This is a genomic window from Mycobacterium syngnathidarum (genome assembly GCF_001942625.1).
GTDB lineage: Bacteria > Actinomycetota > Actinomycetes > Mycobacteriales > Mycobacteriaceae > Mycobacterium > Mycobacterium syngnathidarum.
Genome location: NZ_MLCL01000089.1, coordinates 564,781 through 588,928 on the forward strand (window position 1 = coordinate 564,781; position 24,148 = coordinate 588,928).

Consider the following 24,148-nt stretch of genomic DNA (forward strand, 5'->3'; position numbering starts at 1 on the left):
TCACGCCCTTTGCCCCGCTTTGTCACGTCAGAGTGGCGCTCGCGCTTGAGTGCCACTCTGACGTGACGCTCGGACGGGATGACGCCTCGAGCCATCGGGCTTTGTCACGCGGGAGTGGCTGTCGGCGGCGAGCGCCACTCTGGCGTGACAATGGGGCGCGGCGGCGACACTGGGGCACGGCGGCGACGGCGGGGCGCGGCGACAGCGGGCTCGGCAGAATGGCGGCGTGGCTGACAACCCGGCACCCGCTGCCGACATGCAGCAGACACTCGACGCGGTGTGGCGGATGGAGGCGGCCAAGATCCTGGCCACGCTCACCCGTGCGGTCGGCGACGTCGCCCTGGCCGAGGATCTGGCCTCCGAAGCCCTGCTCGACGCGCTGACGCAGTGGCCGGCCTCCGGCGTGCCGCGCAATCCAGGCGCCTGGCTGACCACGGTGGCCAAACGCAAGGCCATCGATCACTGGCGGCGCGCGGAGAACCTCGACGCCAAGTACGCGGTGCTGGCCCGTGAGTTGGCCGAACACGTCGAGGAGGCCTGGGACCCCGACCGCATCGACGACGATGTGCTGCGGCTCATCTTCATCGCCGCTCACCCGGTGCTGTCCCGCGAGGCCCAGATCGCGCTGACCTTGCGCATGGTCGGCGGGTTGAGCACCGACGAGATCGCCAGGGCCTTCCTGACCTCGACGGCCACCGCGGCCGCCCGCATCACTCGCGCGAAAAAGACCCTGGCCCAGGCTGACCCGCCCTTCGAGGTGCCACCGCGTGACGAGTGCCCGCGACGGCTGTCGGCGGTGCTCTCGGTCATCTACTTGATCTACAACGAGGGCTACTCGGCCTCTGCCGGCCGGCGCTGGATCCGAGACGAATTGTGCAGCGAGGCACTGAGATTGGGCCGCGTCCTGGCCGCGCTGATACCCGACGAACCCGAGGTTCACGGCCTGGTGGCACTGATGGAATTCCAATCTTCACGTTTTGCGGCCCGCACCGACGCCGAGGGCCGGCCCATCCTGCTGGAAGACCAGAACCGGGCCCGGTGGGACCGCGCGCAGATCCAACGCGGCGTCGCGGCCCTGCAACGCTGCAGTGCGGCACGACAGCAACGTGGTTGGGGCCCTTATGCCCTGCAGGCCGCGCTCGCCGAATGTCATGCGGTGGCCCCGACCGCGGCCGAAACCGACTGGACTCGCATCGTCGCCCTGTACGACGCGCTGCTGCAGATCACCCCGTCGCCGGTAGTACAGCTCAACCGCGCGGTGGCCGTCGCGATGCACTCGGGGCCGCGGGAAGCATTGGAGATCGTCGACGGCATCGAGGGCCTTGATGGCTCCTATCTGCTGCCCAGCGTCCGCGGCGAACTGCTGGCCCGGCTGGGTCGGCACCACGACGCGGCCGAGCAGTTTCACCGGGCCGCATCCTTGGCCGACAACGAACGTGAACGACAGGTGTTGGTGGACAAGGCCATCCGTGAACGCGGCTGATACCGGCCACCCGCGTGGCACGATGGCGGACATGGTGGCCGCGGTGTTGTTCGACTTCTCCGGGACCCTGTTCCGCCTCGAGGAACAGGACAGCTGGTTCGCCGGGATGGCCGTCGACGAGCAAGAGGTCGACGGTCACGTCCAGACCGAGCTCATGCGCCGCCTGACCGCGCCGACCGGACGCTCGGTGGCCATGACCGACGAGCAGTACCGGGCGTGGGCCAACCGCGACCTGGCGCCGCACCTGCACCGCGAGGCCTATCTGCACGTGCTGCGCGAATCCGGATTGGCCGACCACCACGCGGAATCGCTGTACAACCGGGTGATCGACCCGGCCAGCTGGACCGCCTATCCGGACACGGCTCGGGTGTTCGAAAACCTCAAAGCACAAGGAATTCGGACTGCCGTCGTCTCCAACATCGCTTTCGATGTACGACCGGCCTTCGCCGCGATCGGCGCCTCCGGGCACGTCGACGAGTTCGTGCTGTCCTTCGAAGTCGGCGCCGTCAAACCCGATCCGGCGATTTTCACCGCGGCGCTGGACCGTCTCGGGGTAACCGCCGCGGACGCGCTGATGGTCGGCGACAGTGAAGAGGCCGACGGCGGCGCCCGCGCGGTGGGGTGCCAGTTCGCGTTGGTCGACCCGCTGCCCACCGCCGAGCGCCCCGACGGCTTGATCGCGGCCCTGCACGACGTCGGCATCCGTGCCTAGTGTGTAGGCATGGCTGACGACCGCATCCGGCCACCGTGGTGGCTGAAGTACGTCAACAAGATGATGATCGGGCTGAACAAGCTCGGCGTCGGCGGCGACAAGGGCCCCGTCGTACTGACCCTGCCGGGCCGCAAGACCGGGAAGCCCCGCTCGACGCCGGTCACCCCGATGACCATCGACGGCCACCGCTACATCGTCGGCGGGCTGCCCAAAGGCGACTGGGCGGCCAACGCCCGCGCCGCAGGCGAGGCCACGGTGCATCAGGGCCGCAAAGACCAGCGGGTGCGCATGGTCGAGATCCCCGCCGAGCAAGCCCGCCCACTGCTGCGCCAGTTCCCGGTTCTGGTACCGACCGGAGTGGGCTTCATGCGCAACGCCGGCCTGGTGACCGGGCCCAACCCCGACGAGTTCGAATCACTCGCGGGGCGGTGCCCGGTCTTCCGGCTGGACCCGATCTAACCCGGGGCTCAGCTCAGGTGCGGGGCCTCCTTGATCTTGGAGTCCTGCTTGCCCGCCGTCTGGCAGAACGTCTGCACGGCCAACCGGGTTCCGGTGATCTCCAGCTGGGCCGCATCGGTGCCCTTCTCATCCTTGAGCATCTTGGCCACCGCGTCGTTCTGCGTCTTCTCGTCCTGCCCGATGAAGTCCTCGCACTTCGTGTCACCGCCGGTCACCTCGGGTGTGCAGCCCACGAGCACCACGCCCGCGGCCAAACCCGACATCAACACACTCGCCAACTTCTTCATCGTGGCCCTCTCTCCTCTGGTGATGCGCGGTACGCACCATCGCGCCGGGGTTGGTACCCCGCGGCGATACCTGTGAAACCTCTGGATACGTTCGCTCTACAGTCGAGCACGTGAGTGCAGACAACCCGTTCGACCCGACAGCCTGGGAGCCGGTACCCGGCTTCGACGACCTGACCGACATCACCTACCACCGGCATGTCGCCGACGACTCCCGGCAGCCCACGGTGCGGATCGCGTTCGACCGGCCCGAGGTGCGCAACGCCTTCCGGCCGCACACGGTCGACGAGCTGTACCGCGTCCTCGACCACGCCCGGATGTCCCCCGACGTCGGCGTGGTCCTGTTGACCGGCAACGGACCCTCGGCCAAGGACGGCGGCTGGGCCTTCTGCTCCGGTGGGGACCAACGTATCCGCGGCCGGTCGGGCTACCAGTACGCGGCAGGTGAAACCGCCGAGACCGTCGACCCGGCACGGGCCGGGCGGCTGCACATCCTCGAGGTGCAGCGGCTGATCCGGTTCATGCCGAAGGTGGTGATCTGTCTGGTCAACGGTTGGGCCGCCGGCGGTGGGCACAGCCTGCACGTCACGTGTGACCTCACCTTGGCCAGCCGCCAGCATGCCCGGTTCAAGCAGACCGACGCCGATGTCGGCAGCTTCGACGGCGGGTTCGGCAGCGCCTACCTGGCACGGCAGACGGGACAGAAGTTCGCCCGCGAGATCTTCTTCCTGGGCCGCGCGTACGACGCCGAGACCATGTATCAGATGGGCGCGGTCAACGAGGTCGTCGACCATGCCGAACTGGAGTCCGTCGGACTGCAGTGGGCCACCGAGATCAACGGCAAGTCGCCCCAGGCGATCCGCATGCTCAAGTTCTCGTTCAACCTGATCGACGACGGCCTGGTGGGCCAGCAGGTGTTCGCCGGCGAGGCCACCCGACTGGCCTACATGACCGACGAGGCCGTCGAGGGTCGCGACGCGTTCCTGCAGAAGCGCGATCCGGACTGGAGCGGTTTCCCGCGCTACTTCTAGAAGCGGAAGGTGGTCTGGCCATGAGGTGACTTCGCGAACGCGATCACCTTGGCCGGAACCACCTCGTAGACGAACGCCGGCTGGCCCTGCGAATCGAAAACGTCGTCGTCGCAATCGAAATCCCAGTCGTCGCCGTACTTGCCCCGGTACGCGTCGGCCAGGGCGGTCAACCGCTGCCGGCCGGTCACGCGCGCGGCGGTGCCCTCGACGACGACGTCGAGACCCGCGGCCCAGGTGTTGGTTCCGGTCGTGACGGCGACGGCCGCGCCGGCCTGCAAGTTGCGCGCCTTCTGCTCGGCGGGGCCGGTGCAGAACACCAGCGCATCGCCGGTCCACACACCGACCAACGGTGTGACGTGCGGCCGGCCGTTACCCCGCACGGTGGTGAGCCAGTACAGCCCGGCGGCACCGAGGGCTGCCGCGGCCGACTCCCAGCTCGTCGCCTCGGTTGCTTCACTGAATCGCTGGTCGAGCTTGCCGATGATGGTCATGGCGGTACCGACTCGGCGCAGGCCGACAAGTCATCGCGCAAGTGCGGCATGCGGGATACGGAGGGCAAATCCAGGCCTCTTAAACTCGGCGCATGAGCAAGAGCCCGCTGCGCCGGCTGTCCGAACAGCTGTTGCTGACCAGCATGCGTCCGCCGCTGACCGAACGGCTACAAGCCCACGCCGACATCGACGTCGCCGGCAAGCGCATCCTGCTGACCGGCGCCTCTTCGGGCATCGGTGAGGCAGCCGCCGAGAAGTTCGCCGCCAAGGGCGCCACCGTCGTCGCGGTGGCCCGCCGTCGAGATCTGCTCGACGACCTGGTCAGCCGGATCACGGCCAACGGCGGTGACGCGCGCGCCCACGCGGTGGACCTGTCCGACCTGGACGCCGTGGACGCACTGGTCGCCACCGTGGAACGCGAGCTGGGCGGCATCGACATCCTGATCAACAACGCGGGCCGGTCGATCCGGCGGCCGCTGTCCGACTCGCTGGAGCGCTGGCATGACGTCGAGCGCACCATGACGCTGAACTACTACTCACCACTGCGGCTCATTCGCGGCCTGGCCCCGGGGATGCGGGACCGCGGTGACGGCCACATCATCAACGTCGCCACCTGGGGTGTGATGAACGAATCGGCCCCGCTGTTCGCCGTGTACAACGCCTCCAAGGCGGCACTGGCCGCGGTCAGCCGGGTCATCGAAACCGAGTGGGCCACCGACGGCGTGCATTCCACCACGCTGTACTACCCGCTGGTGAAGACCCCGATGATCGCCCCCACCCGGGCCTACGACGGGCTGCCCGGGCTGTCGGCCGCCGAGGCCGCCGACTGGATGCTGACCGCGGCGCGCACCCGCCCGGTGCAGATCGCCCCACGGATGGCGGTGACCGCCAAGGCGCTCAACACCGTCGCGCCCGGGCTCGTCGACGCGGTGATGAAGCGGCAACGGGTCCAGCCGGCCTGACGTGTCGCGAGGCGACCGGTCCGGCCGCGGTGGTAGACAAGGGATATGGAAATCCTGGCCAGTCGGATGTTGCTCCGGCCGGTCGACTACCCGAAGTCGGTGGCGTTCTACCGCGACGGGATCGGTCTGGCCATCGCTCGCGAATACGGGGCGGGCACAGTCTTTTACGCCGGGCAGTCATTGATCGAGCTGGCCGGCCACCACAGCCCGACAGAACCCGGGCAGTTCCCCGGGGCGATGTGGCTGCAGGTGCGCGACGTCTACGCCACCCAGGCGGAACTGGAAGGCCGCGGCGTGGTGATCGCCCGGGCCGCGGCCGAGGAGCCGTGGGGTCTGCACGAGATGCACGTGACCGACCCGGACGGAATCACCCTGATTTTCGTGCAGGTCCCAGACACCCACCCGCTGCGCCGGGACACCCGCTGAGCGCCGGCGCTCAGCGCGCCGGTGACGACAACGGCCAACCCACCGAGGCCAGCCGCGCGGCAACCTGGTTGACCTCTTCGGGATTGGGGTCCTTGTCGATGACGTTGCGTACCGCCAGGCGGATCTCGTCGTCGGTGACCGGACGATCGCCGGTGCTGGACCGCAGGATGTCGTGCGTGGCCTTGACCACCTCGTCCTCGGACAGCGACCGGGTCAGCAGCGCCAGCAGGGCGAACTGGTCGGTGGGCGGCACCCCTTCGGGGTAGCCGGCCCGCAACCAGTTCAGGACGTTGTCCAGGAAGCTCGTTGTCTCGTTCACCACGCTCGACTCACTTCGTGGGCAGGAACGGGAACAGGTCGATGCCCGTGTGGTGGATGATCGTGGTGCGCGTAATCCACGCGATGGCAACCAGAATCACGAAACCCACCAGTACGAACAATGCCAGGCCGAGGAACTTCAAAGCGGGATTCGGGGCGTGGGTGGTGCCGTCGGCGCTCGTACCGCCCTCACCGTTGGAGTAGGCAACCAGTCCCGCGGCGAACACCGCAGGCAGACCGGCGCCGAGGACGAGCCCGACCACCAGCACCTTGAAAATGGCTTCCAGATAAGTCATTTCGATTCCTTGTGTCCGCTGTGCGATCCGGTGATCAGACGCTGGCTTTGTCGACGCCGGGCTTCTTGTCGGTGCCCGGGGCGGCGGGCTCGGCGGTCTCACGCAGGTCCGCGGGCACCACCGAGTTGGTGGAGTGGTCCCAATCGGCGTTGACGTTGCTGTGATCGACCTTCTGCTGCTGGGCGCGCCACCACATGTATCCGGAGAGCGCGACCAGCACGAAGAAGATCAGTCCGTCGCCGGCGAGCGCCGAGGAGGTCAGGGACTCGACACCGTGCGAGAGCCAGAAGGCCAGCGCACCGACGAAGCCCGCGGCCGGCAGCGTCACCAGCCAGGCCACCGCCATGCGGCCCGCGACCGCCCACCGCACCTCGGCGCCGGGTTTGCCGACGCCGCTGCCCAGGATCGAGCCGGTCGCGACGTGGGTGGTCGACAGGGCCATGCCGGCCGCGCTGGAGCTCAGGATGATCGCGGCCGATGAGGCTTCGGCGGCCAGGCCCTGCGGAGATTCGATCTCGACCAGGCCCTTGCCCAGGGTGCGGATAACCCGCCAGCCGCCGATGTAGGTGCCCAGGCCGATGGCCAGCGCGCAAGAGGCGATGATCCAGAACGGCAGGCCGTTGCTCTTCACGTCCCCGCTGAGGTGACCGGTGGTGATGAGCGCGAGCGCGATCACACCCATGGTCTTCTGCGCGTCGTTGGTTCCGTGCGAGAGTGCGACCAGCGAAGCGGTGGCGATCTGGCCCCAGCGGAACCCTGCCTCGCGGCGCTTTTGCGCGACGTTGCGGGTGATGCGGTAGACGAGCCAGGTGCCGCACCCGGCCACCAGGCAGGCGATCACCGGGGCGGCCACCGCCGGGATCAGCACCTTCTGGGTGACGCCGGACCAGTTCACCCCGGCCAGGCCGATGGCGGCCAGACCGGCGCCGATCAAACCGCCGAACAGTGCGTGCGAGGAGCTCGAAGGGATACCGAACAGCCAGGTCAGCAGGTTCCACAGGATGCCGCCGATCAAGCCCGCGAAGATGATCGTCAGCCCGGTCGAGGCGTCGATCGACGGGATCAGGGACCCGGACTTGGAGTCCTGGATCTTGAGCACCGAGCTGGTGACGGTGATGGCGACCTCGACCGAGAGGAAGGCGCCGACCAGGTTGAGCACCCCGGCGAGCAGCACCGCAGTCTTCGGCTTGAGAGCGCGAGTGGCGATCGAGGTGGCCATGGCGTTGCCGGTGTCGTGAAAGCCATTGGTGAAGTCAAAAGCCAGGGCCGTTGCTATCAACAGCACCAGGACGATCAGCTCAGCGCTCATGGCCGTAATTCTGTCGGACCGCCGGCGATTTTGACCAGCCGGAAACACCACGCTGAGCTGGCAATTCGAATACGCTCCGAATGAGTTCACCGAGTGTTCATCTGTCCACCCCGGATTGTTCGCCGGGGCGGTTTGCCGATCCCCGAGCTGGCTATAAGTTCACTGCGAGCCCGAGTCGGCGGACAGCACTAACATCAAGGCGGTCCCCCGGCTCAAACTCGTATGTCCGGAGGAACCTCGCTCGGGTGCATCAGGAGTAGGCACAGTGAACGCTTTTCTCGCGAAGATCGCGGCCTGGCTCAATGCCGGGTACCCCGAGGGGGTGCCCGGGCCAGACCGGGTGCCGCTGTTGGCGCTGTTGACGCGGCGGCTGACCAACGACGAAGTCAAAGCCGTGGCACACGATCTCATCGATCGCGGTGATTTCGATCACATCGACATCGGTGTGCTGATCACCCAGATCACCGACGAGCTGCCCCGCGCCGAGGACGTCGAGCGGGTGCGGGAACGCTTGGCCACCAAAGGTTGGCCGTTGGACGATCCGCGCGACGCCGAGGACGCTCTCGACCCCGACGACATCGGCCACCGCAACGGCGATGAGCCGAAAGACCCTGGGAGCCTGGCATAGCCGTCCTGCGCCCCGTTCCCGTCGGTGCCGCGACGGACGAACTACTGACCATCCTCGACGAGGTTCTGACCGGAAGCGGATCGGCGATACTGCCCGTCCCCGCCGCCGACGAACGTCAGAGTTATTTGCTGACAAGCACTTTGCGCGCCGGAGATGACATCGACGACGACGTTGCCGTGGTGGTCTCGACCTCGGGTACCACCGGCAGGCCCAAAGGCGCGCTGCTGACCGCCGACGCGCTGCGGGCCAGTGCGACCGCCACCCACGCCCGGCTGGGCGGTGACGGACGTTGGCTGCTCGCCCTGCCCGTCTATCACATTGCGGGTCTGCAGGTTCTGGTGCGCAGTGCACTGGCCGGCACCGCACCCGTCAGCATCGGGGCGTCCTTCGACCCGAGTGAGTTGCCCTCCGCGGTGGCCGCTTTGGGCGGCGGCCGCCGCTATGCCTCGCTGGTGGCGGTGCAGCTGGACAAGGCCCTGCACCACCCGGCCGCCACGGAGGCACTGGCCGACCTCGACGCCGTGCTGATCGGCGGCGGGCCCATGCCGGCCGGGCTGGCCGAACGCGCGCAGGCCGCGGGGGTGAACGTGGTGCGCACGTACGGCATGAGCGAGACCGCGGGCGGCTGCGTGTACGACGGCGTGGCACTCGACGGTGTGAAGGTGCGTATCGCCGGAGCCGCCCCGGCGGCGACGTCAGGTGCCGATTCCCGCATCCTGCTCGGCGGGGCCACCGTGGCCAAGGGGTATCGCAACCCGGCCAACCCCGACCCGTTCGCCGAACCCGGCTGGTTCCGTACCGATGACCTTGGCGTCCTGGATGATTCGGGAGTATTGCGGGTGTTGGGCCGGGTCGACGACGCCGTGAGTACCGGCGGCTTGACGGTGCTGCCACAGCTGGTCGAATCGGTGCTGGCCGACCATCCGGCGATCGCTGACTGCGCGGTGTTCGGGGTGCCCGACGAGCGGCTCGGTCAGCGCGTGGTGGCCGCGCTGGTGCTCACCCCCGGCGCGTCGGCGCCTGGTGTGGCCGAGCTGCGCGCCCACGTGGCGCACACCCTCGATGCGACCGCGGCCCCGCGCGAGGTGCACATCGTCGACGAGTTGCCCCGACGCGGCATCGGCAAGATCGATCGGCGCGCATTGGCCGCCCGCTACAGCTGAGCGGCGCACGCCCAAAACAACGCCGTGGCTCTCGCCCGCCCCGGATTACGACCACTGCGTTGTTCTCGCGGGAACCCCGCGAGAACCCCCGCCGAAAACCGTGTCAGGAATTTCACTTGTCGGCTTGGGCATGATGGAGGCATGCGTCGTGAAGTGACCTCCGCAGATGAGCTGCGCGCCATCGTCGGGCAACCCACCGCAGCCGTCGCCAAGAAGGTGACCGACCGGCTGTCGGAGGCGCAGCAGGCCTGGCTCAAGCAGTCACCGCTGGGCTTCGTGGCGACCACCGATGCGCATGGCCGCGTCGACGTCTCTCCCAAAGGTGACCCGCCGGGCTTCGTCCAGATCATCGACGACACCACGATCGCGATCCCGGAACGGCCGGGCAACCGGCGTGTCGACGGCTTCCTCAACGTGTTGCAACGCCCCCACGTAGGCACGGTGTTCGTCATCCCCGGCCGCGGTGACACCCTGAGGATCAACGGCACCGCCCGGATACTGTCGGACGCAGACTATTTCGATGCCATGGCCGTCGGCGGCAAGCAGCCGATCCTCGCGTTGGAAATCGCCATCGAGGAAGTGTTCTTCCACTGCCCCAAGGCATTCCTGCGCTCGGACGCGTGGAAGCCCGAGACCTGGGATCCGACGGCGGTGCCCTCGGTGGCCCAGATGGCCAAGGCGTTCAAACCCGATCAGAGTCAGGCCGAACTCGACGCGTATTACAGCGAGGACAACCTGCGCAAAGTCCTCTACTGAACTACTGCACCAATTCGGCCGGTTTCACCAGGACCGCCCGCGAGTAGAGCAGCTGGAAGCCGCGGCGCTGCACATTGTGCTGGGACTTCGAGCCGGGCGCCGTGGTCACCACGGCGATCTCGCATCCGGCCTCGGCGGCCTCATGCAGCCGGGCCGCCAGCAGTGCGGACTGCACCCCGCGGCGCCGGTAGGCCGGCGCCGTCGCAGCGCCGGCCAGCTGAGCGATCCCACCGGCCAGCCGCATCATCCCGCCACCGGCGACCACGCCGTCACACAGCGCGATATACGCTGTCGCCCCGGCTTTTTCCATGTCCCGCTCCGCCCGCTCGATGATGTCGGCCGGGAACTGCTCGTGGCTCAGCGGCCCCTCACCATCGGGATGGGCGAAGCCCTCGACCACGACATTCACCCAGGCGCTGAGATCGTCGGCCCGGCGCACCTGCACGTCCGTCACCGGCGGGTGCTCGTCGCCCACCAGCGGGCGACCGAGCACGTTCTCGAACTCTTCGAGGCGATAGCCGCGACCCGACAGCAATGCGGTGATCTCAGGGTCGGCCAGGTTGGACAGTTCCACCCGGGTCGCGCTGCCCCGAGCCGCGAAGACCCGCTCGATCTCACCCAGCACGGCCTCGTCGGGCATCCCGTCGAAACCGAGGCCGACCACCTTGTTCATCGGCGAATCCGGCTCGGCGAAACAGGCATAGCCGCCGGCCACCGGCAACACCAGCCCTTGAGCCCCGCGGTCGCCGGCAGCGTGCGTCGCCGCCGAAATCAGGTCGGCTTCGGCCTTCTCGATGCGCCGGGCCAGGTCAGCCCCGCAGAACAACTGATCCGAGTCGCGTTCTGAGTCACCTTTGATCACCACATGGATATTGTGCCCGCACAGGCATTTCCGAAACGTGAGTGTCGGTCAGCGAGGCGGCCCGGCCGGCTCCCAGGACTGCATCGCGATGTCGAGCGCTTCACTGTCGAGTGCTGCCACCGGAATGGATGACTGATCAGCGTGGTAGCGCATGCCCTCCAACACTATGGCCACATATCGGCGCCACAGGTCGGGATCGACGTTGCCGGCGAATTCACTCACCGTGCCGGACAACAGCCCGAGCAGTGGCATGTCGGTCGAGGACACCTCCGGGCGAAGGTGGCCGTCGCCCTGCGCCCGCTCAACCAGTTTGGTCAATACCGGGACGAGCCGCTCCTGGCAGGCCTTGACCCGGTCGCCGCCGTACGCCTTGCTGAACGCGATTTCCCGCAAGCCTCGGTCGGTCGCCGTGATCTCACACATGGCCTCGACGTACCACGCGAAGCCCTGCCACGAATCGTGATGTTGCAGTGCCGTTTCCGCCAGCGCGGTGAGCTGTTCCATGCCGTCCACGAAGATGGCCTCGATGAGCTCTTCCTTGGTGGCGAAGCGCCGGTAAACCGTGCCCACCCCGACGTTGGCGTGACGTGCCACGTCATTGAGTGTCGCCTCGAGACCTTTTTCGGCAAACAGCTCCCGCGCTGCGGTGAGCACTCGTTGCCGATTGCGCTCGGCATCCCTGCGCAACACGCGGCGTGTTTCCTCGGTCATATCCCTGAAGCCTAAGTGATCGGGGTCATAAGTGGATTGATCGTATCCACTTCTTACACTAACTTTACGCTCGAACTGCTAGGCCGCCTAACAGCTGGGCTGTCGCAAGCACATCGAAAGTCGGGAGGCCACACATTGACTGCAGTCCAGGCTCGGCAGCACGCCAAAACCCTCCACTCGCAGCCGCAATGCTGAAGGTCATCCGCCGAATATGGCTCCCCGTGCTGATCGTCGTCGCCATGGGCGCCGGCGTGCTGATCGTGACGAACGTGCGCAAGGTCTTCGGCGCCCATCCCGTCATCATCACCGACACCACCTCGGATAACGCCGAAGACTTCAACCCCAAGTTCGTGAAATACGAAATCTTCGGCACGGGCAACACTGCCGTCATCAACTACATGGACCTCGAAGGCAAACCCCAGCGCACCGGAACCGTGCCGCTGCCATGGACTCTGACGCTGCAAACCACATTGCCGTCGGTGCAGCCCAACATCATGGCCCAAGGCGACGGGGACAGCATCAGTTGCCGAGTCACAGTCGATGACGAGGTCAAAGAAGAGAGAACGGCTACTGGATTGAACGCACAAACCTTCTGCTTTGTGAAGGCAGCATGAGCGCGCCCACCGACGACACACCGACCGACGCCATCGCGACGGGGCGCCACTCCGCCCCCAAACGCTCACCGATCCCACGGTTCATCCGGGTCTTCGCCCTGCCGATCATCCTGGCGTGGATCGTGATCGTGGCACTGCTCAACACCGTCGTGCCGCAACTCGAGGTCGTCGGGAAGATGCGCGCGGTGTCGATGAGCCCCAACGACGCGCCCTCGATGATCGCCATCAAAGAGGTCGGCAAGAAGTTCCAGGAGTACGACACCAGCAGCTCGGTGATGGTGGTACTCGAAGGCGAGAAGCCGCTGGGCCTGCAAGCGCACATGTTCTACGACCAGATGGTGCGTGACCTGCGCGCTGACACCACCCATGTGCAGCACGTGCAGGACTTCTGGGGAGACACCCTGACCGCCAAGGGCGCCCAGAGCCGCGACGGCAAGGCCGCCTACGTGCAGGTCTACATCGCCGGTGACCAGGGCGAGACGCTGGCCAACGAGTCGGTCGAGGCGGTGCGGCGCATCGCCACCGAAAGCCCCGCCCCCGACGGGGTGAAGGCCTATGTGACCGGATCCGCGGCATCCAGCACCGACCAGAACATCGTCGGTGACGAGAGCATGGAGCTGATCGAGCTCGTCACCTTCGGCGTGATCGCCGTCATGCTGCTCGGCGTCTACCGGTCGATCATCACCACACTGATCGTGCTGGTGATGGTGGTACTCGAATTGTCCGGCGCCCGTGGACTTGTCGCGCTATTGGGCTACCACAATTTCTTCGGTCTCACGACGTTCGCGACCAACATGCTGGTGACCTTGGCGATCGCCGCGGCCACCGACTACGCGATCTTCCTGATCGGCCGATATCAGGAAGCACGAAGAGCCGGCGAGGACAAGGAATCGGCCTACTACGACATGTTCGGTGGCACAGCCCATGTCGTGCTCGCCTCGGGTCTGACCATCGCAGGCGCGACGTTCTGCCTGCACTTCACCCGGCTGCCGTACTTCCAGACCATGGGAATCCCGCTGGCGATCGGAATGACCGTCGTGGTCGCCATGGCACTGACCCTCGGGCCGGCCGTCATCTCGGTGTTCGGCCGATTCGGCAAGATCCTCGAGCCCAAGCGGCACTCGAAATCCCGCGGATGGCACCGGGTCGGCACCGCCACCGTCCGGTGGCCGGGCGCAATCCTGGTGTGCGCCATCGTCGCCGCGTTGGTCGGCCTGCTCGCCCTGCCCGGCTACCACACCACCTACAACGACCGCATCTTCCTGCCTGAGGACGTCGGGACCAACGTCGGATACGACGCCGCATTCCGGCACTTCTCCCAGGCCAAGATGAACCCGGACCTGATGATGATCGAGGCCGACCGCGATCTGCGGAACCCGGCCGACTTCCTGGTGATCGACAAGATCGCCAAGGCCCTCAAGAGCGTGCACGGTATCGCCCAGGTGCAGACCATCACTCGTCCCGACGGCGATCCGATCAAGCACTCGACGATTCCCTACACGCTGGGCCAAAGCGGCACGACCCAGTTGATGAACAACGACTACGCGCAGACCAACCTGCAGAACATCCTCGACCAAGCCAACGACCTGCAGACCAGCATCGACTCGATGACCGAGATGATGAACATCCAGACCGAACTGGCCGCAGTGTCGCAGCGGATGGCCGACAAGATGAAGACGACCTCGGGTGACATGTCCGAAGTACGGGACCATCTGGCCGATTTCGACGATTTCTTCCGGCCGATCCGCAACTACTTCTACTGGGAGCCGCACTGCTTCGACATCCCGGTCTGCTGGTCCATGCGCTCGATCTTCGAAAGCCTCGACGGCATCAACACGATGTCCGACGACTTCCAGGATCTGGTTCCCGAGATGCAGCGCATGGCCGACCTGATGCCACGAATGGTGGCCGTGTTGCCGGCGCAGATCCAGACGATGAAGAACCAGAAGCAGATCCTGCTGAACCAGTACCAGGTGCAGAAGGCCCAGCAGGATCAGACCATGGCGATGCAGGAGACCGCCACCGCCATGGGCGAAGCGTTCGACACGGCCAAGAACGACGATTCGTTCTACCTGCCGCCGGAAGCCTTCGAGACCGACGACTTCCAGCGGGGCCTCAAACTGTTCATGTCGCCCGACGGGCATGCAGTGCGGTTCACCATCATTCACCAGGGTGACCCGCTGACTCCGGAAGGCACCGCACGCATCGAACCGCTCAAGGTTGCCGCGGCCGACGCCATCAAGGGAACCCCGTTCGAGGGGGCCAAGATCTACCTCGGCGGCAGCTCGGCGACCTACCACGACATGCAGAAGGGCGCCGACTACGACCTGATCATCGTCGGCGCGGCGGCACTGATCCTGATCTTCATCATCATGTTGGTGCTCACCCGGGCCGTGGTGGCCTCCGCGGTGATCGTCGGCACGGTGGTGCTCAGTCTCGCCTCGGCCTTCGGACTGTCAGTGCTGCTGTGGCAGCACATCGTGGGCATACCGCTGCACTGGATGGTGATGCCGATGTCGATCATCGTCCTGCTCGCCGTCGGCGCGGACTACAACCTGTTGCTGGTCTCACGAATAAAGGAAGAGATCCATGCCGGACTGAAGACCGGAATCATCCGGGCCATGGTCGGCACCGGCGCCGTGGTGACCTCCGCCGGCCTGGTCTTCGCGTTCACCATGGGATCGATGGCCGTCAGCAGTTTGATCGTCATCGGTCAGGTCGGCACGACCATCGGCCTAGGCTTGTTGTTCGACACTCTTGTGGTCCGGTCGCTGATGACCCCGTCGATCGCCACGCTGCTCGGCCGCTGGTTCTGGTGGCCACAGCGGGTTCGTCAGCGTCCGCTGCCGCAACCGTGGCCGAAACCCATCCAGCGCGACCCCGAGGAGACCCTGGCCTGATGAAACGCCTGATCATTGCCCTGATGTTCGGTGCGGCAACAAGTCTCGCCGTGTCAGCACCGGCCTACGCCGATCCGGACACGGATTTCGCCAACGAGTTGCACACTTTCGGTATCTATGGGCAGAAGGACTACAACGCCTGGATCGGCAAGATCATGTGCAAGCGGTTGCACAACGGCGTCGACCACAACGCCCAGGACTCAGTCGGTTTCGTCAAGAAGCAGCTGGACAAGGACAGCACCGACGCTCAGTCGTGGCAGTTCCTGGGTACCGCCATCAACTACTACTGCCCCGATCAGCGCTTCGTCTACGAACAAGCCGCGCACTGAACAACGTTGGAGCGAGATGTTTAACCGCAAGAGTGTCAACAACCTGATCCGCACCGGCGTCGCGGCCTGCGCGGTCGCCGGCAGCCTGGCCGGGGCCGGCATCGCCGGGGCCGATGCCACCGACGACTACCCGATCCCCAACCGCATCCTCAAGACACCGTGCACCGCCGAGCAGATCATGGCCGCCGCCCGCGACGTCGAGCCCGTGTACTACGAGCGCTACATGATCGACTACAACAACAAGCCCGTCGCCGATCAGCAGGGCGCCCAGGACCGGATCCACTGGTTCTTCTCCATGGACTACGCCGGCCGCCGCCAGTACTCCGAGAACATGGCCACCAACGCCTTCTTCGAGAACATGTCCTGGCGCTGGCCGAACTGGGCCAAGCTGTTCTTCAACAACAAAGGCGTCGCGGCCAACACCACCGACGTCTGCCAGAACTACCCGCCCAACGACATGTCCGTCTGGAACTGGCACTAATCCGAGCCGGAGCCTCTGTCCACGGATAGCCGTTGGACCCAACGGCGCCGCGCGGACCGCGCAAGTTCGGCGGTGCACCGCCCGCCGTCACCGAAACGTCAGAGATGCCGGCATGCGGTCCGCCTAGGCTTGGGCCCATGCAGATCGGGCGCCGGGAGATGGTCGCGGTCACCATCGGCCTCGTTCTGGTGGTGACGGCCTTCGTCGTGCCGCACCTGCACCTCGGCATCGTCACGCCACTGATCAACAGCACATCGGAGCAGATTCACAGCTTCGCCGACACCGCACCGATATTCGGCTGGTGGAACGCCCATGCCGGCTGGGGCACCGTTCCGGCGATCCTCATCGGCGCCGGCGCGGTGTGGTGGGGCCCGGCGGCGGCGCAGCGACTCGGGTGGCGGGCGTTGACCCTGCTCACCTGGGCCACCGCGGGTCTGTGGGGGTTCTCGCTGGCCATGATCGACGGCTGGCAGCGCGGTTTCGCCGGCCGGCTGACTGCGCGCCACGAATACCTACGTCAAGTACCGACGATCACCGACATTCCCGAAGCGCTGCGCACCTTCTCGTCGAGAATCCTCGACTACCAACCCGATTCGTGGATCACCCACGTGTCGGGACACCCACCCGGCGCGCTGTTGACGTTTGTGTGGCTGGACCGAATCGGACTGGGCGGCGGCGCCTGGGCCGGCCTGTTGTGTCTGCTGGTCGGTTCGAGCGCGGCCGCCGCAATCATCGTGGCGGTGCGTACCCTGGCCGACGAATCCACTGCCCGGTCCGCGGCCCCATTCGTCGCGGTCGCCCCGACAGCCATCTGGATCGCGGTGTCCGCCGACGGGTACTACGCCGGTGTCGCCGCCTGGGGTGTCGCACTGCTGGCATTGTCCGTACGCGGTGGCGTGCGCCGGCCTGAGTTGGTCGCGGCCGCCGCGGGATTGCTCTTGGGCTGGGGCATCTTCCTCAATTACGGCCTGGCGCTCATGGCGTTGCCGGCCCTGGCGGTGTTGCTCGGTGCCGCCGACCGCCGGACCGCGCTGCGGGCCCTGTCCTGCGCGGTGGTCGCCGCGCTCGCGGTCGTCGCGGTGTTCTGGTCCACCGGGTTCTGGTGGTTCGACGGCTACACCCTGGTCCAGGAACGCTACTGGCAGGGCATCGCCAACAACCGCCCGTTCCAATACTGGTCATGGGCAAATCTGGCATCGGTGGTGTGTGCCATCGGGATCGGCAGCGTAGCGGGCATCGGCCGGGCCTTCGACCGCCAGGCCTTCAGGCAGCGTTCCGGCGTCCACCTGCTACTGGCAGCGGCGCTGCTGGCCATCGTCTTCGCCGACCTCAGCATGCTCAGCAAGGCTGAAACAGAACGCATCTGGCTGCCGTTCACAGTATGGCTGACAGCGGCAGGTGCACTGCTGCCGGCACGCTCACACCGCTGGTGGTTGGCGCTCAACGTGATCGGCGCGCTGGCGCTCAACCATGCGATCCTGACGAACTGGTAGTAGCCGCACCGCCAGGCTGTACACCAGCACGCTCAACCACACCGCGCCCAACGAAATCGCCAGCCCCAGCGGGTAGTCGCGGTCCAGCACCGTCATGTTGTCGGGTCGCATACCCGGTCTGTCGTAGACCGGGACGGCCAGCAATGCCAGCACCACGCTGCACAGGGCTCCCACACTGATCGGTGCGCGGTACGTCGCAGGTATCAGCCGGCAGCCGCCGACACCCGCAGCAGCGCAGAGCGGGGCGAAGACGAAGTCGTGCACAATGACCGCGACCACCGCCCAGGTCGCAATGCGCACGATGACCACCGGAGGATCGTCGGCAAGCAACAGCGCACCGTAGCCCACCAGGGTCAGCCCGGCCAGACCGATTCCCCACCGCAGCAAGATCATCCGGCCACCTCGATTCGCGACAACCACTTCGTCTGCAATACCCCGGGTCTCGACGGCGCGATCAGTCGGCATGGATAGCCATGGTCGAGGTCGAGCGTTTCACCGTTGAGCCGCAACGCGATCAGGGACTCACTGTCGCGGGCATGCCGGGCGGGCAGCACCGTGCGGGAATACGGTCCCGGCGGTTCCAGCGAGACCATCCGCACGTCGGAGTCCGGTCCACCACCGACCGCGGAGGTCAACTCCGAGAGCATCACACCGGTCCATTCCGCATCGACGCTCCAGCCCTCCACGCAGGCGATCGGCAGGCGACATGTGGTCTGCGGCAACGCCTGAAGTTCAGCCAGGCTGTAATGGCGGACCGCCGTGCCGTTGGTCACGGTCAACCGGTAGTCCGGTGCGCGAGCACTGCGCAGCACCCCAGCCGCGACGGCCGACCGATTGACTGGAACGCCCTGCGGGCCTCGCCCGGAACGCGGTGCCAGTACCGAAACCCCTCGCAACAGCGGAACCGTCTGGCCGGCGGTCGCGACGGTTGCCACCGCGACCGCAAGCCAGGTGCCGCGCAGCACCGTGCGCCGACTCGGGCCCACCACGACGTCGCCGGTCGGCTCGTCGATCGGCTCACCGAGCGCCCGACGGATCACCGGCAATTTCACCGCGAGGTGCACCAGTACCGCGCCGGCCGCCAGATAGGCCACCGCATAATGCGCGGTGGTGAAGAAGAACCGGAACGCGTACCACTGGGCAATGTTCAACAGCCCGGTGGACAATTCGAACAGCACCGCACCGACCAACACCAGGATCGACAACCGTTCCATTGCGCGCACCGGGCCGCCGAGTAGCGGTCGTTCGAAAAGTTTCGGCCAGACCGACCAGAGCTTGACCACCACCAACGGGATCGCCGCGATACCCGAAATGACATGCAGGCCTTGAGTGAACCGGTACAGCCACACCGGATCGGCCGGCCAGAAAAACCATGGCTGCGGATGCTGGATGAAATGGCTACACAAGCCGCTGACAAAGCAGGTCGCGACCGCGAGACCGAGCACCGAGCCCACGCGCGCCGTAACCCCCGGGCTGCGTAGCCCGTTCGGCCCCGACGCACTCACCGCGTCACCAGGGTGGCCACCACACGGCCTCCGATCAGATGGATGTCGGTGACGATCAGACCGACATCGCCGGCCAACCGCGCGACATGGTCGATGCCGACGATCGCCCAGCGGAACCACGGACCCACCGAGCCCGACGACTCCAGCCGTACCCAGCAGGCCTTGACGCCCCGTGCAGTGGCGTCGAATTCGGCAACGCAATGGCCACCGCGCCGAAGGAGTTCCCCCGCGCGCTGCAGCACCCGCCACGGATCACCGCCCAGTCCCACGTTGCCGTCGGCCAACAACACCGTCTGCCAACGCCCGGTGCCCGGCAGCGGCCCGAAGACATCGCGGCGCAACACGGGCGCTCCGGTGCGGCGTGCCAGTGCGACCGCAGCGGCAGACTGATCGATGCCGAGGGCGGGCACTCCGCGCCGCATCAGGTCGGCAACCAAACGTCCAGGGCCACAGCCCAGATCGATCGTCGGTCCGTTGCACAGCATCACGATCGCCCGGTCGAATTCGCGGTCCGCGTCGCTGTCCCCGAGCCAGGTGCCGACCGGCAGGGGATGCACCCGGCCGTCGTCGTGCCGCAGCCAGCAGCGCTCACCACCGAGGGCCCGGTCGTAGAGATGTCCGAGCACCTCAAACCCCCGCCGCCAAAGTCGCCTCGGTGAACCTGCTGTCGGGCGCGCACATCCGCCGCACGGTCTCGACATCGTCGATCGTGTCGACGTCGGGCATCACGCACACCTGCCGGACCGCCACACCGGTGCCGCGCAACGCCGCCAGAGTGATCGCGCCGGTATCGGGTCGCGACATCGGCACGTCCACCAAGCAGCGCGCTGTTGCCGGATCCCGCACGCCCAGAAGCCACCAGCCACCGTCAGCAGCCATGCCGAGGACGGCATCGGAAGCGACCAACGCGGCCGCACAATCCTCGATGAGTCGGCCGGTGACCTCGGGGGTGTCCATGCCGATCTGCAGCACCGGTAGACCGGTCTCGGCCGCGGCATCGACGTGCGCGTTGGCCAGCCGCTCGGCGAAGTCACGGCCGCGCTGCCCGATGACGGTGAAAACCCGCAATGCCTCCCGTATCTCGCCCCCGGCATGGGCGCACCCGAGGTCACCGGTGAGAGCGACCACCCTGGCCTGCACGGGTGCCGCGGCGACAGCATCGAGAGTATCCAGCAGAGCGGCCGCCGCGATCGACGCTGCCGCCTCGACTCCGATCGCCGCGGCGAGCCTGGTCTTGGCCAGCCCCGGCACCGGCGCCTTGGCCACCACCAGGACCGAGACCGGGATCGTCATGAGATGGCCTTCCAAAAGTCCAGCGCCGCAATGACACTGCCGCGCAACGACCCGCTCACCTTGGACTTGCCACCGGTACGCGGTCCGTACGCCACGTCGCGCTCGACCACCCGCCAATTCGACTGAGCCGCACGAAGCAGCAGCTCCAGCGGATACCCTGACCGCCGGTCGGCGACCTCGAGGGCAAGCAACGCGTCACGGCGGGCCACGCGCATCGGCGCGATGTCATGCACCGGCAGACCGTGGCGTCGGCGCAGTCGCCAGCAGACCGCCGCGGTACCGAGCCGGGCGTGCCATGGCCACCGTAGGCCCCGCGCCGGCCTGCGCCGACCGGTCGCCATGTCGGCGCCCCGGTCCAACTCGCCGACCAGTGCGGGCAGCTCACCGGGATCCAGTGATCCGTCGGCATCGAGCACCGCCACCACGGGTGTGCCGGCCGCCAGGACGCCGGCGTGCACTGCCGCGCCGTAACCCCGCCGGGTTTGGGTCACCACGTCGGCTCCGTGCCTGCGCGCCACCTCGGCGGTGCCGTCGGTGCTGTTGTTGTCGACCACCAGGATCTGATACCCGGCCGGGATCGCGGCCAACACCGCCGGCAGCGATTCGGCCTCGTTCAGGCACGGCAGCACCACCGTGACCTGAGCGGTATCGATAGCCATGCCACTTGACGGTAGGCCGCCGCGGCGCCGGTGGCCATGGGGCAATCGTGACGAAACCATGACATAGGCGCTGGTGCTGACCGTTCGGGGCTAACCTCGAGCATTGTGACGCGGGTGCTGGTCGCCGACGACGACATCGTCGTGCGCGATGTGGTGCGCCGCTACCTGGAGCGCGACGGAATGAAGGTGTCGGTGGCCCGGGACGGCGCGGAAGCCATGCGAATGCTGCGCACCGAGCAGATCGACGCCGCGGTGCTCGACGTGATGATGCCCGGCACCGACGGCTTGTCGCTGTGCCGCGATCTGCGCAGCGACGGTGACTACCGCCTGCCGGTGATCCTGCTGACCGCCCTCGGCGAGGAAGACGATCGGATCACCGGGCTGGAAGCCGGCGCCGACGACTACCTGACCAAACCGTTCAGCCCCCGCGAACTCGCCCTGCGGGTCCGCTCCATCCTGCGACGCACGCACAGCACGCACCCGACCGCTCCGGCCACCATCACCTCCGGTGCGCTGACCGTGTCTACCGCGTCCCGCTCGGTCATGGTGCACGACCAGCCGGTGAGCCTGACCAACCGCGAGTTCGACCTGCTGGTGTTCTTCCTGACCCACACCGACACCGTCCACTCCCGCCAGGACCTGCTGAAGCTGGTGTGGCGCTGGGACTTCGGTGACCTGTCGACTGTCACCGTGCACGTCAAGCGACTGCGCGCCAAGCTCGGGGACCAGCACCGGGTCCAAACCGTCTGGGGCCGTGGCTATCTGTGGGACGGAAGGCCTCATGCCGAGTCATGACCTGTGGGAGATCATCGGCTGGGCACTGGCGTGTTCCATCCCGGTGGTGCTGGCCGGGGCTCTCGTCATCCGGATGGCCCGGTCGTGGTCGCTGGCGGTGAGCATGGTGGCCCTGATCCTGATCCCGACACTGGCCACCTTCACCGGAGTGCTCGGCGCGAGCGGCTTCATGATCACCGAGACGTTCGAGCGCACGGCCGTGGTGCTGGTGATCGTGGCGATCGTGACGCTGCCCGCCGCGGTGATGCTGGCGCGCTACCAGGCCCGACGAATGGTGTGGGAACAGGAGATCCGCGACTCCGAACGCGCCGCCGAGCGTTCACGCAGACAGTTGGTGGCCTTTGTCAGCCACGACCTGCGCACCCCGCTGGCCGGAATTCGCGCGGTCTCCGAAGCGATCGCCGACGGCGTGGTGGCCGACGACGAAGTCCGGTTGCACGCCAAACACATCGAACAAGAATCGGTCCGGCTGTCCGAGATGGTCGACGACCTGTTCGAGATGTCGAAGATCAACGCCGGGGCGGTGCAGTCCGCGTAGGAACAGGTGGCGCTGGACGAGGTGGTCGACGACGTGCTCGCGGCGCACCGGATCACCGCCGAGCGCTCCGGTGTGACGCTGACCGCCACCCTGCCCGAGAATCCGGTACCGGTCGTCGGCAGCGATCGCGCCCTGGTCCGGGTGTTGTCGAACCTGGTGGCCAACGCCATCGCGCACACACCCGTCGACGGTGTCGTCACTCTCACCGTCGGATCCGACGGCACCGGCGCGTGGGCGCGGGTCGACGACACCGGGGTCGGCATCGACCAGGCCGACCTTCCCCGGGTGTTCGACGTGGCCTACCGCGGATCCAATGGCCGTGTGCCGCGGTCGGATTCATCTCTGCCCAGCGGGTCGGGCCTGGGTCTGGCGATCGCCGCGGGCCTGGTGGCCGCCCACGGCGGATCGCTTTTCGCGCACAACCTGGAGACCGGGGCCCGATTCGAGGTGCGGTTGCCGCTCGCGGACTAGTGCGGCGCGACGATTCAGTCAGGCAGCGAGGTGCTCAGCCGTTCGGTGGCAGCCAGGTAGTCCTCGATGAATTCGCGCACCACCTCGCGGGCCGGCTTGACCTTGTTCATCAATCCGACACCCTGACCGACGAAGTAGGTGGCCAGCGCCTGTGCTCCCGGATGCCCCTGCGCGGCAAGCACATCGATACGCCGGATGACCGGTTCGGCGAGCATGTTCTGCAGCGGCAGCGGCAGGGTCTGGTGTCCCGCGGCGTTGGGCTGCCACGCGTCGGTCCACTCGGAGACCAACTGACGCGCCGGTTTCCCGGTGCGCCCGGTGGAGCGCACGGTGTCTCTGGAGGTCGCCGCGAGCATCTTCTGCACGGTGTGCGGTGCGGTCTCGGCTTCCTCGGTGGTCAGCCACACCGAGCCGGTCCAGGCTCCGTCGGCGCCCAACGCCACCGAGGCCGCCATCTGCCGCCCGGTGACGATGCCGCCCGCGGCCAGCACCGGAACCCGGCTGCCTGCGTCATGGAGCGCGTCGAGCACCTCGGGAATGAGCACCATGGTCGTCACCTCGCCGCAGTGTCCGCCGGCCTCGGTGCCCTGCGCGACGATGAGGTCCACTCCGGCCTGCACCTGTTTGAGGGCATGCTCGCGGGCGCCCACCAACGCCGCGACGGGAACACCGCGTTCGCGGCCCGCGTCGATCATGTAGTCCGGCGGCACCCCGAGCGCGTTGGCGATCAGCTTGATCGGGTGGCTCAGGGCCACGTCGAGCAGTTCGCGGCCGGTGTCTCCCGACAACGAGGACCCACCCAGGCGTTGTTCGGGCTCCGGCTCGATGTCGTGGTCTTTGAGCAGCTTCGAAACGAACTCACGGTATTCGGCCGGGATTCGGTCGGTGAGTTGACCGCGGGACAGGTTCTCTCCCTTGCCCTCGAACTTCGCCGGCACGATGATGTCGGCGCCGTAGGGTTTTCCGCCGACCTGCTCGTCGATCCAGGACATCTCCCGGTCCAGTTGTTCAGGGGTGTAGGCGGTGGCACCGAGCACGCCGAATCCCCCGGCATTGGTGACGGCGGCGACCACGTCGCGGCAGTGGCTGAACGCGAAGAGCGGGAAGTCGATACCGAACTGTTCACAGATGGCGGGTTTCACCCCGTCAGTATTGACATGCCAACTTGACGGGTGTCAA

At 67.0% G+C, this 24,148-nt stretch carries 28 protein-coding genes and 1 pseudogene; 16 read left to right on the forward strand and 13 right to left on the reverse strand.

Going from position 1 to position 24,148, the window contains the following annotated elements; all coding sequences use genetic code 11:
- Positions 1 to 256 precede the first annotated feature (256 nt).
- The 3 genes from BKG60_RS28595 to BKG60_RS28605 are packed head-to-tail and all read left to right on the forward strand — an operon-like array spanning position 257 to position 2,654.
- Positions 257 to 1,483, forward strand: coding sequence for an RNA polymerase sigma factor (locus BKG60_RS28595; RefSeq protein ID WP_075910309.1), 1,227 nt, complete (start codon positions 257 to 259; stop codon positions 1,481 to 1,483).
- 22 nt (positions 1,484 to 1,505) lie between these two features.
- Positions 1,506 to 2,195, forward strand: coding sequence for an HAD family hydrolase (locus BKG60_RS28600; RefSeq protein WP_070945960.1), 690 nt, complete (start codon positions 1,506 to 1,508; stop codon positions 2,193 to 2,195).
- A 9-nt stretch (positions 2,196 to 2,204) separates the two neighbouring features.
- Positions 2,205 to 2,654 carry a nitroreductase family deazaflavin-dependent oxidoreductase gene (locus BKG60_RS28605; protein WP_070945937.1) on the forward strand — a complete coding sequence of 150 codons (450 nt, stop codon included), beginning with the start codon at positions 2,205 to 2,207 and terminating at the stop codon, positions 2,652 to 2,654.
- Between the two features lie 8 nt (positions 2,655 to 2,662).
- Here BKG60_RS28605 and BKG60_RS28610 read toward each other — a convergent pair whose 3' ends face one another.
- A complete protein-coding gene (locus tag BKG60_RS28610; protein ID WP_070185512.1) occupies positions 2,663 to 2,941 on the reverse strand; it encodes a hypothetical protein in 279 nt (92 codons plus the stop codon).
- 110 nt (positions 2,942 to 3,051) lie between these two features.
- On the opposite strand from BKG60_RS28610, the gene BKG60_RS28615 reads away from it, so the two are divergent.
- Positions 3,052 to 3,969 (forward strand): 1,4-dihydroxy-2-naphthoyl-CoA synthase, encoded by a 918-nt coding sequence (locus BKG60_RS28615; protein WP_070185511.1) that lies wholly within the window; start codon positions 3,052 to 3,054, stop codon positions 3,967 to 3,969.
- On the opposite strand, the gene BKG60_RS28620 is transcribed toward BKG60_RS28615, so the two are convergent.
- Positions 3,966 to 4,460: a pyridoxamine 5'-phosphate oxidase family protein gene (locus tag BKG60_RS28620; RefSeq protein WP_070185510.1), complete on the reverse strand. Its 495-nt coding sequence runs from the start codon at positions 4,458 to 4,460 to the stop codon at positions 3,966 to 3,968. The two genes, BKG60_RS28615 and BKG60_RS28620, sit on opposite strands and share 4 nt — an antisense overlap.
- A 92-nt stretch (positions 4,461 to 4,552) precedes the next feature.
- Between BKG60_RS28620 and BKG60_RS28625 the strand changes: the two genes are divergently transcribed.
- Both BKG60_RS28625 and BKG60_RS28630 read left to right on the forward strand, forming a co-directional pair.
- A complete protein-coding gene (locus tag BKG60_RS28625) occupies positions 4,553 to 5,422 on the forward strand; it encodes an SDR family oxidoreductase (protein WP_070185509.1) in 870 nt (289 codons plus the stop codon).
- A 45-nt stretch (positions 5,423 to 5,467) separates the two neighbouring features.
- Positions 5,468 to 5,848, forward strand: a complete 381-nt coding sequence (locus BKG60_RS28630; protein ID WP_070185508.1) for a VOC family protein — start codon at positions 5,468 to 5,470, stop codon at positions 5,846 to 5,848.
- Between the two features lie 10 nt (positions 5,849 to 5,858).
- Here BKG60_RS28630 and BKG60_RS28635 read toward each other — a convergent pair whose 3' ends face one another.
- From BKG60_RS28635 to BKG60_RS28645, 3 genes are read right to left on the reverse strand one after another with little or no spacing between them, the layout of a single operon-like run.
- Positions 5,859 to 6,146: a DUF3349 domain-containing protein gene (locus BKG60_RS28635; RefSeq protein WP_255740602.1), complete on the reverse strand. Its 288-nt coding sequence runs from the start codon at positions 6,144 to 6,146 to the stop codon at positions 5,859 to 5,861.
- Between the two features lie 31 nt (positions 6,147 to 6,177).
- Positions 6,178 to 6,462: a hypothetical protein gene (locus BKG60_RS28640; RefSeq protein WP_070185507.1), complete on the reverse strand. Its 285-nt coding sequence runs from the start codon at positions 6,460 to 6,462 to the stop codon at positions 6,178 to 6,180.
- 34 nt (positions 6,463 to 6,496) lie between these two features.
- The gene (locus BKG60_RS28645) at positions 6,497 to 7,771 is read right to left on the reverse strand and encodes an inorganic phosphate transporter (protein WP_070185506.1); all 1,275 of its coding nucleotides are present in this window, start codon (positions 7,769 to 7,771) and stop codon (positions 6,497 to 6,499) included.
- Between the two features lie 265 nt (positions 7,772 to 8,036).
- On the opposite strand from BKG60_RS28645, the gene BKG60_RS28650 reads away from it, so the two are divergent.
- From BKG60_RS28650 to BKG60_RS28660, 3 genes are all read left to right on the forward strand, one after another.
- The gene (locus BKG60_RS28650) at positions 8,037 to 8,399 is read left to right on the forward strand and encodes a DUF3349 domain-containing protein (RefSeq protein ID WP_070185505.1); all 363 of its coding nucleotides are present in this window, start codon (positions 8,037 to 8,039) and stop codon (positions 8,397 to 8,399) included.
- 44 nt (positions 8,400 to 8,443) lie between these two features.
- The gene (menE, locus tag BKG60_RS28655; RefSeq protein ID WP_207549592.1) at positions 8,444 to 9,562 is read left to right on the forward strand and encodes an o-succinylbenzoate--CoA ligase; all 1,119 of its coding nucleotides are present in this window, start codon (positions 8,444 to 8,446) and stop codon (positions 9,560 to 9,562) included.
- Positions 9,563 to 9,703: 141 nt separating this feature from the next.
- Positions 9,704 to 10,318: a pyridoxamine 5'-phosphate oxidase family protein gene (locus BKG60_RS28660; RefSeq protein WP_070945933.1), complete on the forward strand. Its 615-nt coding sequence runs from the start codon at positions 9,704 to 9,706 to the stop codon at positions 10,316 to 10,318.
- A 1-nt stretch (position 10,319) separates the two neighbouring features.
- Here the strand turns inward: BKG60_RS28660 and BKG60_RS28665 are convergent, their stop codons facing one another.
- Entirely contained in the window at positions 10,320 to 11,183 is an 864-nt protein-coding gene (locus BKG60_RS28665; RefSeq protein ID WP_070945932.1) for a GNAT family N-acetyltransferase, read from the reverse strand.
- Positions 11,184 to 11,228: 45 nt separating this feature from the next.
- A complete protein-coding gene (locus BKG60_RS28670; RefSeq protein ID WP_070185502.1) occupies positions 11,229 to 11,891 on the reverse strand; it encodes a TetR/AcrR family transcriptional regulator in 663 nt (220 codons plus the stop codon).
- A 188-nt stretch (positions 11,892 to 12,079) separates the two neighbouring features.
- Here BKG60_RS28670 and BKG60_RS28675 point away from each other — a divergent pair, with 188 nt between their 5' ends.
- The 5 genes from BKG60_RS28675 (at position 12,080) to BKG60_RS28695 (ending at position 17,708) form a co-directional block, all read left to right on the forward strand.
- A complete protein-coding gene (locus BKG60_RS28675) occupies positions 12,080 to 12,505 on the forward strand; it encodes an MmpS family transport accessory protein (RefSeq protein ID WP_070945931.1) in 426 nt (141 codons plus the stop codon).
- Complete coding sequence (locus tag BKG60_RS28680; protein WP_070945930.1) at positions 12,502 to 15,405, forward strand: MMPL/RND family transporter; 2,904 nt, start codon at positions 12,502 to 12,504, stop codon at positions 15,403 to 15,405. The genes BKG60_RS28675 and BKG60_RS28680 overlap by 4 nt, the downstream gene beginning before the upstream one ends.
- On the forward strand, positions 15,405 to 15,734 hold the full coding sequence (locus BKG60_RS28685) for a DUF732 domain-containing protein (protein ID WP_070185499.1): 330 nt from the start codon (positions 15,405 to 15,407) through the stop codon (positions 15,732 to 15,734). Before BKG60_RS28680 ends, BKG60_RS28685 begins: the two co-directional genes overlap by 1 nt.
- A 16-nt stretch (positions 15,735 to 15,750) precedes the next feature.
- Positions 15,751 to 16,215, forward strand: coding sequence for a DUF5078 domain-containing protein (locus BKG60_RS28690; RefSeq protein WP_070185498.1), 465 nt, complete (start codon positions 15,751 to 15,753; stop codon positions 16,213 to 16,215).
- 137 nt (positions 16,216 to 16,352) lie between these two features.
- Entirely contained in the window at positions 16,353 to 17,708 is a 1,356-nt protein-coding gene (locus BKG60_RS28695) for a hypothetical protein (RefSeq protein WP_070945929.1), read from the forward strand.
- On the opposite strand, the gene BKG60_RS28700 is transcribed toward BKG60_RS28695, so the two are convergent.
- From BKG60_RS28700 to BKG60_RS28720, 5 genes are read right to left on the reverse strand one after another with little or no spacing between them, the layout of a single operon-like run.
- Positions 17,634 to 18,101: a hypothetical protein gene (locus BKG60_RS28700; protein ID WP_075910266.1), complete on the reverse strand. Its 468-nt coding sequence runs from the start codon at positions 18,099 to 18,101 to the stop codon at positions 17,634 to 17,636. The genes BKG60_RS28695 and BKG60_RS28700 overlap by 75 nt on opposite strands.
- The gene (locus BKG60_RS28705; protein ID WP_075910267.1) at positions 18,098 to 19,213 is read right to left on the reverse strand and encodes a molybdopterin-dependent oxidoreductase; all 1,116 of its coding nucleotides are present in this window, start codon (positions 19,211 to 19,213) and stop codon (positions 18,098 to 18,100) included. The genes BKG60_RS28700 and BKG60_RS28705 overlap by 4 nt, the downstream gene beginning before the upstream one ends.
- A complete protein-coding gene (locus tag BKG60_RS28710) occupies positions 19,210 to 19,839 on the reverse strand; it encodes a methyltransferase domain-containing protein (RefSeq protein ID WP_070186794.1) in 630 nt (209 codons plus the stop codon). The genes BKG60_RS28705 and BKG60_RS28710 overlap by 4 nt, the downstream gene beginning before the upstream one ends.
- A gap of 1 nt (position 19,840) precedes the next feature.
- Entirely contained in the window at positions 19,841 to 20,506 is a 666-nt protein-coding gene (locus tag BKG60_RS28715; protein ID WP_075910268.1) for a TIGR04282 family arsenosugar biosynthesis glycosyltransferase, read from the reverse strand.
- Positions 20,503 to 21,165, reverse strand: coding sequence for a glycosyltransferase family 2 protein (locus BKG60_RS28720; protein WP_075910269.1), 663 nt, complete (start codon positions 21,163 to 21,165; stop codon positions 20,503 to 20,505). The genes BKG60_RS28715 and BKG60_RS28720 overlap by 4 nt, the downstream gene beginning before the upstream one ends.
- Before the next feature lie 105 nt (positions 21,166 to 21,270).
- On the opposite strand from BKG60_RS28720, the gene BKG60_RS28725 reads away from it, so the two are divergent.
- Together BKG60_RS28725 and BKG60_RS28730 are read left to right on the forward strand one after the other, a co-directional pair.
- On the forward strand, positions 21,271 to 21,960 hold the full coding sequence (locus BKG60_RS28725; protein ID WP_075910270.1) for a response regulator transcription factor: 690 nt from the start codon (positions 21,271 to 21,273) through the stop codon (positions 21,958 to 21,960).
- A pseudogene (locus tag BKG60_RS28730) lies at positions 21,947 to 22,969 on the forward strand (sensor histidine kinase). Before BKG60_RS28725 ends, BKG60_RS28730 begins: the two are co-directional and overlap by 14 nt.
- Before the next feature lie 14 nt (positions 22,970 to 22,983).
- On the opposite strand, the gene BKG60_RS28735 reads toward BKG60_RS28730, so the two are convergent.
- On the reverse strand, positions 22,984 to 24,111 hold the full coding sequence (locus BKG60_RS28735) for an NAD(P)H-dependent flavin oxidoreductase (RefSeq protein WP_070945923.1): 1,128 nt from the start codon (positions 24,109 to 24,111) through the stop codon (positions 22,984 to 22,986).
- Between the last annotated feature and the right edge of the window lie 37 nt (positions 24,112 to 24,148).

What these genes read in the sequence shown, in the direction of transcription:
- BKG60_RS28600 (WP_070945960.1), top strand. Translation starts at nt 1,506, where the DNA reads ATGGCGGACATGGTGGCCGCGGTGTTGTTCGACTTCTCCGGGACCCTG.
- BKG60_RS28685 (WP_070185499.1), top strand. Translation starts at nt 15,405, where the DNA reads ATGAAACGCCTGATCATTGCCCTGATGTTCGGTGCGGCAACAAGTCTC.
- BKG60_RS28595 (WP_075910309.1), top strand. Translation starts at nt 257, where the DNA reads ATGCAGCAGACACTCGACGCGGTGTGGCGGATGGAGGCGGCCAAGATC.
- BKG60_RS28675 (WP_070945931.1), top strand. Translation starts at nt 12,080, where the DNA reads ATGCTGAAGGTCATCCGCCGAATATGGCTCCCCGTGCTGATCGTCGTC.
- BKG60_RS28630 (WP_070185508.1), top strand. Translation starts at nt 5,468, where the DNA reads ATGGAAATCCTGGCCAGTCGGATGTTGCTCCGGCCGGTCGACTACCCG.
- BKG60_RS28700 (WP_075910266.1), bottom strand. Translation starts at nt 18,101, where the DNA reads ATGATCTTGCTGCGGTGGGGAATCGGTCTGGCCGGGCTGACCCTGGTG.
- BKG60_RS28645 (WP_070185506.1), bottom strand. Translation starts at nt 7,771, where the DNA reads ATGAGCGCTGAGCTGATCGTCCTGGTGCTGTTGATAGCAACGGCCCTG.
- BKG60_RS28610 (WP_070185512.1), bottom strand. Translation starts at nt 2,941, where the DNA reads ATGAAGAAGTTGGCGAGTGTGTTGATGTCGGGTTTGGCCGCGGGCGTG.
- BKG60_RS28720 (WP_075910269.1), bottom strand. Translation starts at nt 21,165, where the DNA reads ATGGCTATCGATACCGCTCAGGTCACGGTGGTGCTGCCGTGCCTGAAC.
- BKG60_RS28690 (WP_070185498.1), top strand. Translation starts at nt 15,751, where the DNA reads ATGTTTAACCGCAAGAGTGTCAACAACCTGATCCGCACCGGCGTCGCG.
- BKG60_RS28660 (WP_070945933.1), top strand. Translation starts at nt 9,704, where the DNA reads ATGCGTCGTGAAGTGACCTCCGCAGATGAGCTGCGCGCCATCGTCGGG.
- BKG60_RS28605 (WP_070945937.1), top strand. Translation starts at nt 2,205, where the DNA reads ATGGCTGACGACCGCATCCGGCCACCGTGGTGGCTGAAGTACGTCAAC.
- BKG60_RS28670 (WP_070185502.1), bottom strand. Translation starts at nt 11,891, where the DNA reads ATGACCGAGGAAACACGCCGCGTGTTGCGCAGGGATGCCGAGCGCAAT.
- BKG60_RS28640 (WP_070185507.1), bottom strand. Translation starts at nt 6,462, where the DNA reads ATGACTTATCTGGAAGCCATTTTCAAGGTGCTGGTGGTCGGGCTCGTC.
- BKG60_RS28715 (WP_075910268.1), bottom strand. Translation starts at nt 20,506, where the DNA reads ATGACGATCCCGGTCTCGGTCCTGGTGGTGGCCAAGGCGCCGGTGCCG.
- BKG60_RS28620 (WP_070185510.1), bottom strand. Translation starts at nt 4,460, where the DNA reads ATGACCATCATCGGCAAGCTCGACCAGCGATTCAGTGAAGCAACCGAG.
- BKG60_RS28680 (WP_070945930.1), top strand. Translation starts at nt 12,502, where the DNA reads ATGAGCGCGCCCACCGACGACACACCGACCGACGCCATCGCGACGGGG.
- BKG60_RS28625 (WP_070185509.1), top strand. Translation starts at nt 4,553, where the DNA reads ATGAGCAAGAGCCCGCTGCGCCGGCTGTCCGAACAGCTGTTGCTGACC.
- BKG60_RS28695 (WP_070945929.1), top strand. Translation starts at nt 16,353, where the DNA reads ATGCAGATCGGGCGCCGGGAGATGGTCGCGGTCACCATCGGCCTCGTT.